The sequence below is a fragment of the Chamaesiphon sp. OTE_75_metabat_556 genome, assembly GCF_031378165.1.
Classification (GTDB): Bacteria; Cyanobacteriota; Cyanobacteriia; order Cyanobacteriales; family Chamaesiphonaceae; genus Chamaesiphon.
The window spans coordinates 1-6,882 of the sequence record NZ_JANNDR010000393.1; the positions used below are offsets into that span (position 1 = coordinate 1).

Here is a 6,882-nt window from a genome sequence, read left to right on the forward strand (position 1 = left end):
CGCATCGCCGCGAGCTACGGCATTAGTTACCTCGGCGCGGTGCCGACGATCCAGGCGCAGATGCGCAAGGTCGCGGAAGACTCGCTCTTCACCGCGCACGATCCGTGGCTGCTGTAATTTGCGATCGGATAAACCCCGTAAAATGGGAGTTAACTAGGGCACTGGTGAGCTGTCTGGCACGATCAGGACGGAAGTTAAAGAAAATTATCCCATCGCCTGGTTCGATCGCTCCCGGGGCAATTCTCGTCGGGTCGATAAACTCATCGGTTTTGTCAGCAGCATAGCTATTAGTGAGTAATGCTGTTGCACTTTCGCCGCTACCATCGCCAGTTTGAGTCATCACATCGTAGGCCAATTTGACTCGATCCCAACGATTGTCGCGATCGAGTGCGTAGTAGCGTCCGCTGACTGTGACAATTTTGCCGACGCCGATGGTCGCAATCGCCTCTTCAATTTTGGCCACAGCTTGCAAACCATCGCGCGGATCGGTATCACGTCCGTCAGTAATCACATGGAGGCAAACTTCGGTAATGTTTCGATCGCGAGCGAGTTCGAGCAAGCCAATTAAATGATCGAGATGGGAATGTACGCCCCCATCGGAACAGAGTCCGAGAATGTGGAGTTTGCGCTGACGTTGTTGGACATCTGCACAGACTTTGACCAGAGCGGGATTATTTAAAATGCTCTTGTCTTTGACAGCATCCGAAATCCTGACTAATTCTTGGGGGACGATTCTGCCCGCACCAATGTTGAGGTGTCCGACCTCCGAATTGCCCATCTGTCCGTCTGGCAATCCGACTGCTCGTCCAGATGTATCGATCAGGGTGTGTGGATAAGCAGCCCACAGACTGTTAATATTTGGTGTCTGAGCTTGCGCGATCGCATTGCCGTGAATATCTGGACGGTATCCCCAACCGTCGAGAATTACTAGCACCACTGGAGCTACAGGTGCTTGCGCCATATTATTCTTTGCCTTTTGATTGTGAAGAATAAGGTCAAAGCTATCATAGCAGTTATCCGCAATCGCGTTAAGGCAAAATGCTACTTCCTCTTGCCAAACACGTTCGTTAGATAATCGATCGAATCGTAAACACCAAATAGCCCGCTCTTCAATGATTGAAGAGCGGGCTGTTACATTCGAGTTTTGTTAGATTTAGACGCTAACGGTTACTTTAGGTGCTGGATAAACACCTTTGGCATACTTAGCCGCAAACTCTTCGAGAGTTGCAGTTTTGATTTTGCTACCTTGACCCGCACACCAGAAAGCTGTGTAACGTTCGGCACAGACTTTTTGCATGTACTTAATCGAGGGCTTCAGGAAGTGGCGGGGATCGAATTCTTCAGGCTTGCTGAAAAGAGCTTCGCGCACTGCGGCGGTAATTGCCAGACGGTTGTCGGTGTCGATGTTGACTTTCCGCACGCCACATTTGATCCCTTTTTGAATTTCTTCTAAAGGTACACCATAAGTTTCGGGAATCTTACCACCGTACTTGTTAATCAGTGCGAGTAAATCTTCGGGTACGGAAGAAGAACCGTGCATGACTAAGTGAGTGTTGGGCAGGCGGTTGTGAATTTCTTCGATCCGGCTGATCGCCAGGATTTCACCAGTAGGTTTGCGAGTGAATTTGTAAGCACCATGGCTGGTACCGATCGCGACAGCGAGGGCATCGACACCAGTAGCTTCGACAAATTGGACTGCTTCTTCGGGATCGGTGAGCAGTTGGTCGTGAGATAGAGCACCTTCAAAACCGTGTCCGTCTTCAGCTTCGCCCATCCCAGTTTCGAGAGAACCTAGGCAACCGAGTTCGCCTTCAACACTGACGCCAATCGCGTGAGCGACTTCGACGACTTTACGGGTAATATCGACGTTATATTCAAAGCTGGCCGGAGTTTTGGCATCAGCTTCCAATGAACCATCCATCATGACGCTGGTAAAGCCCTGTTTCATTGCTGAGTAGCAAGTCGCAGCACTGTTACCATGATCTTGGTGCATGGCGATCGGAATGTTGGGATAAGTTTCCACTGCGGCTAGCACGAGGTGGCGCAGGAATGCTTCACCAGCATAGCTTCTGGCTCCGCGAGAAGCTTGTAAAATCACTGGGCTGTCAGTTTCATTAGCAGCCTGCATGATTGCTTGGATCTGCTCCATGTTATTGACGTTGTATGCTGGGATACCGTAGCCGTTTTCAGCCGCGTGATCCAGCATCAGCCGCATTGGGACGAGTGCCATTAGAACTTCCTCCTATAATTTAAATCTTTAATATTTCGATCGACGATCGATCTTCAAATCACGATCTTAACTAAGGATACTTTACCAAAGATCTGTTAGTACCGATACTCCCCGCGCTAAATTAAATTCAATCTCAGTTTTTTAGCGGAGATCGGCACAAAAAAGGGAACAGTTTAGATACCGTTCCCTCCGTGTTGTAACTACTTAAATGAAGTCTGATGGGACGCCCGAGGGTCGAACTCGGGGCCAATCGGTTAAAAGCCGAATGCTCTACCACTGAGCTAGCGTCCCGTTTAGGCTGAAATGATTCAGACCTTTAACAGGATAGCATGGCGGCTAGGATTTAAGCAACTATGACTTTAGGAAAACTTGGCAGCGAAGGCGATCTGGGTGCTCAATGTTCCGCCTGGAGCCACATGCAGCAAATCTGTCCCAGTATTTAAGCTGTTGCGAGGAGCTGTCCACGGTTCGAGACAGTAAAAATCTTTGCCCTCGACAGTCCAGAACACCACAGTCCGATATTGGGGGCTAGTTGTCATTGTCAGCGTGAGTTGTTGCTGGGCATCATTGGCAGTGGCAACATTGCCACTGACATTGGTAAAGGCGGCATCGATTTCTGCTTGACTAAAATCAAATTTGCCAGCGAAGGGATGAATTTCGCCAGTTTGTTTTTCTTGATAGCTGTCGGCGGCAATCTTAAATGTCAGTTGTGGCTTATCTAAAGCTAGAAAGTAAGGATGCAAGCCGGAACTAAAGGGCATCGGGGTCGCCGATTTATTGGTATATGTTTGCTCGATGACCAATTCGCCGCCGCGCAGGCGATAGGTAAAGCTGACACTAAAATCAAATGGATAGACTTGACGCGTAGCGTCACTGCTCTCCATTGTCACCGTCAGACTGGCATCTGTCGTCGTGGATTGGTGGGTGACTTGCCACGGCATGTCCCGCGCAAAACCATGCTGCTTGAGCGCGTAATCTTTGCCATCAATTTTGTAGGCATTATCTGGCAAGTTACCGCAGATGGGAAACAGAATCGGGAAGCCGCCGCGCACGCTCAGAGTCGGATCTTTAAACCGATCGGCATCTAAGTACATTAACTCGCGATCGCTCACCTTCCAGCTCGTCGCAATCCCGCCGCGATCAGGATAAATCGTCAGCGCGCTCTGGCTATCGGTATCGGTTAAAACGTATACAGGCTCGATTTGAGGTTGTTTGACGATCGTAAACATATATTTAAGTTGATAAAAGGGTCAGAAATTAGAAATGAACGGAGGCTCAGAGCTGAAGTATCCTTCTGTCTGGTCGATCTCGCCGTCCAACCGGCATCAAAAACTGGGTTTACACCCATCAAGTTCTTTAGCAAAGAGACGAGCAAACGGGTATTATAGTTATATAGGCTACAGGATCGTTGTTCCCAAAATATCGATCTTTGTAATTCACAGCCCCTGTAGTCAGGCGGCCTATCATCACTAGCAATGACAGATTCGACTTTTGGATCGGATACCTACTGCCTTATCGAAGGTTATCCTTATCGGCGCAGTTTCTCTTGCTTGAATGCTTACATTAAGTTCCTCAACTAAACCGATCGTTTGTAGTTGATTTTGGGAAAGCTAATCTAGTCATCATCACCAGTAAGATTGCTAGATTTCCACTTCCACCGCCAGATTTTTTTGTTTAGGAGAGTTCTAACATGTTACATCGCAAGATCTATCAAATGTGTGAAGATGGTCGGGAAGTGTGTATTTTCCTACGGGATCAGCAACGGTGGATCGAACGTGCCCGCATTACCGACATTGAAGGCGATTTAGTTACAATTCGTTATGAGACGGATGAAGAAGATGAAGTCTCAGCTTGGGAAGAAATGGTTCGCCTCGAAAGTATTGCTTCGATCAGTCAGAAACTAGCTTCTGTCTATCGTGGGAATGCCGAACCACTAGTCTCGGATGACTGCCACGAACTAGAACAAATCCGTCCGGCTACCCCCGAAGAATAATCATCAGACTAGCAAGCGATCGCGCACTCGTAATCGCTTGTTACCAATATATCGATCTCTAATACTTGCCATCTTTCATACCGAAGGCTGGAAACAATCGCAAGGGGCATTCTTACAATATTGATTTGTAGGCGTGCCCCTTGAATGTATGTAAGTAAAATCGCTCGGATCTAGCTGCATCCGCACAGGCCGATCGAGATCTCCGTAAGATTGCTGCTCATGACGTAAAATCGATCGCTAAAATTATGTTCGATCCTCTATTTGCTCGCGCTGGTGTCTTGTGGTCGGCCATTATTGAGTCGATCCAATCATCTGAAGGTAACATGGCCGCTGGCCTAGAAAGTTTTAGTGCCAGACAATTAATTCGCAGTCCGCAACTAGATGCGGGGCAGCGCAAACTCTTCCCCCACCGATTGGCGATCGAAGGAGAAGTGGATGGCAAATCTCCCCTCGAACTATTTTTAGCCAATCAGCCAGATCTGACTTTAGTCGATCGGCAACTGATTAGCAGTTGGCGGCGCAGCTTTGTCGGACTACTGGAGATCGTCCAAATCTTTCCTAATGGTTTAGAAGTGATGAATTGGCTGACTGCCAAGCATTACCGGATTCAGTTTGTCGATGAGTCCTCCCAAATGGCCATGAGTAGACTCAAAGTCGGCGAGATTATCATCGCCCAGCTCAGTCCGATTCAAGACATTGATTGGGCGATCTTAGCTCCTTGGGTAGCTTTAGGCCGATTGGGACGACCCAAATTAGCCGTCGCTGTCGGTACGTTTCGGCAAAACTACCCGCACTATCTCTACAGTGATGCCCCCGATTCCTTAGCTGCTGCCTGGGAATCAGTGGCAGTTTATCACGATCGCTTTGTCGAATTTTTTGGCAGTGATGAGATTACCCTCTCTGGTAGCCAACTCCAAACTCGGATTGGTGAATTTCAGACTTGGTTAGTGGCGAAACAATTAGACAGTGCTGGCGTCGATCGATCGAAATCGATCGCCGATTTGGCTGCTGATGCCGGAGTAGAAGCTGAAGATCTCGAAGCAATGACCTCAACACTGGGATTATCAGCGGCTAATCCCCAGGGTCAACCACAGAAGATGGAGCAGATGATTGCACCGCCAGTTGAATTGCCCGCCCACCTGAAATCGGCCACCGCCGTCACCGCTCTCAGTCATCCCTATTGGGGACAGATGTTTTTAGCCAATTATCCCCAACTCCAAACCCTGCTAACACCTGTAGCTGCCGAATATCCCCCTGAGGATCTCAACTTTATCCGCAAATGTTTAGCCGATCCAGCGATGAATGCTTTTGTCTGGCGACGATTGGCGATGCAGTTTCCCCAGCAATTACAGACAGCGATCTGGCTCATTTTTGAGTTGCCTAACTTTAATGTGTCAACCGATCTCGATGCAATCTTAAGCAAATTTAATAAATATTTAGAACCAGATCTCCCCGACCTAGCCAGCGTGCCAATTCACTTGCACGAGCTGTTTCAAGCCGCAGTCCGAGACGTGAGTAAGGATAAGGTCAAGCCGAAGTCACTACCTAAAAAGACTGGATTTGGAGCTAAAAGTTAAGAATTTATTAACCATGGTTGGTTCGACTAATTCAATCGGTTAAAATAGGAGAAAATGACCGTCAAGATCGCGCTAATTTTTACTTCCAATAAGTAAGATTAAAGCGTCAAACTACACCTTGGACATGGAGAAATTAAGACTATGTTAAGTAATATTATTGGTTGGGCAGTACTCGGTCTAGTTGCTGGCGCACTAGCTAAACTGATTTATCCAGGATCTCAGGGCGGTGGCTTGATTGCAACGATGATTCTCGGCATCGTTGGTGCATTTATTGGTGGGACTTTGTACACCTTGATTTCAACCGGGAAGTTTGCGTTAGCTTCATCAGGAGCTGTCGCTGCTGGAGCCTTAATTCCTTCACTGGTATTTGCAGTGCTAGGATCGATGGTCGCGATCTTCCTCTGGGGCTTGGTGACTAGAAGTGCTTAGGCCAAGATCTAGCGATCTGCAATAAATTATGCCGATCGCTACTATGAGTGTGAAACCCCGCGCTCTCTCGATCTCCAGATCGGGTCGATCAAGAGCTGCCGATTTATTAGGGAATGCAGCTACCTCAAGATTGAGACATCTTCACATGGAGTTTAATTCGGCGATATCTCGAACCTTGAAAGATCGGTAAGAGCATCTACTATTTTTAGTGTGTCTTTCTCATCCTATTCTGTTTAGAATAGGATGGGTTTGTCTGTGGTGCGGACAACCGCAACCAGTCTTGCGGATATTCCTGATAAAATAGAAAGTGGCACGGTCGATAACGATGCGGCTTCAAATTCTATGGAGCTACCTTGAGTGAACAACAACAGCACTAACGTATTTCAAGTTAATCTACCTCAGTTTCAATCCTGGCTGACAATTGTGGCTATTTGCCTGTTGTTGGGTAGTCTAGGATTAGGGTGGATCGTCAAATCAGCATTGATTGTCATCGGACTGCTGATTTTGACTCCCATTGTCGGCTTTTTGGGCTTCTTCTGGTGGTTACGCCGTAGTATTGTCCAGGCACAATGTCCGGTGTGCAGTTATCCACTTCAAGGCATTAATGGTAGCGAAATCCAGTGTAGCAGTTGCGGCGAAGTCCTCAAAATCGA

Annotated in this window: 6 protein-coding genes, 1 tRNA gene and 1 pseudogene; 4 read left to right on the top strand and 4 right to left on the bottom strand. The window is 47.8% G+C overall.

Translation table 11 applies throughout. From position 1 onward, the window contains the following. Window positions 1-112: 112 nt before the first annotated feature. From gpmI to RMO27_RS15900, 4 genes and pseudogenes are all read right to left on the bottom strand, one after another. A pseudogene (gene gpmI, locus RMO27_RS15885) lies at window positions 113-961 on the bottom strand (2,3-bisphosphoglycerate-independent phosphoglycerate mutase); the annotation flags it as partial. Window positions 962-1,153: 192 nt separating this feature from the next. Further along, window positions 1,154-2,230, bottom strand: coding sequence for a class II fructose-bisphosphate aldolase (gene fba, locus RMO27_RS15890; RefSeq protein WP_309734225.1), 1,077 nt, complete (start codon window positions 2,228-2,230; stop codon window positions 1,154-1,156). Window positions 2,231-2,449: 219 nt separating this feature from the next. After that, window positions 2,450-2,521: transfer RNA gene (locus RMO27_RS15895), tRNA-Lys, on the bottom strand. A 68-nt stretch (window positions 2,522-2,589) separates the two neighbouring features. Then, on the bottom strand, window positions 2,590-3,459 hold the full coding sequence (locus tag RMO27_RS15900) for an aldose epimerase (RefSeq protein WP_309734228.1): 870 nt from the start codon (window positions 3,457-3,459) through the stop codon (window positions 2,590-2,592). Window positions 3,460-3,920: 461 nt separating this feature from the next. On the opposite strand from RMO27_RS15900, the gene RMO27_RS15905 reads away from it, so the two are divergent. From RMO27_RS15905 to RMO27_RS15920, 4 genes are all read left to right on the top strand, one after another. Further along, a complete protein-coding gene (locus tag RMO27_RS15905; RefSeq protein WP_309734229.1) occupies window positions 3,921-4,223 on the top strand; it encodes a DUF6679 family protein in 303 nt (100 codons plus the stop codon). Between the two features lie 245 nt (window positions 4,224-4,468). After that, window positions 4,469-5,800 (top strand): hypothetical protein, encoded by a 1,332-nt coding sequence (locus tag RMO27_RS15910; RefSeq protein ID WP_309734231.1) that lies wholly within the window; start codon window positions 4,469-4,471, stop codon window positions 5,798-5,800. 141 nt (window positions 5,801-5,941) lie between these two features. Next, window positions 5,942-6,229, top strand: coding sequence for a GlsB/YeaQ/YmgE family stress response membrane protein (locus RMO27_RS15915; RefSeq protein ID WP_309734233.1), 288 nt, complete (start codon window positions 5,942-5,944; stop codon window positions 6,227-6,229). A 357-nt stretch (window positions 6,230-6,586) separates the two neighbouring features. Further along, window positions 6,587-6,882: hypothetical protein (locus tag RMO27_RS15920; protein ID WP_309734235.1), on the top strand; the 296-nt coding region annotated here is incomplete at its 3' end.

Coding starts and splice junctions, on each gene's coding strand:
- fba (WP_309734225.1), bottom strand. CDS start 2,230: ATGGCACTCGTCCCAATGCGGCTGATGCTGGATCACGCGGCTGAAAAC.
- RMO27_RS15900 (WP_309734228.1), bottom strand. CDS start 3,459: ATGTTTACGATCGTCAAACAACCTCAAATCGAGCCTGTATACGTTTTA.
- RMO27_RS15905 (WP_309734229.1), top strand. CDS start 3,921: ATGTTACATCGCAAGATCTATCAAATGTGTGAAGATGGTCGGGAAGTG.
- RMO27_RS15910 (WP_309734231.1), top strand. CDS start 4,469: ATGTTCGATCCTCTATTTGCTCGCGCTGGTGTCTTGTGGTCGGCCATT.
- RMO27_RS15915 (WP_309734233.1), top strand. CDS start 5,942: ATGTTAAGTAATATTATTGGTTGGGCAGTACTCGGTCTAGTTGCTGGC.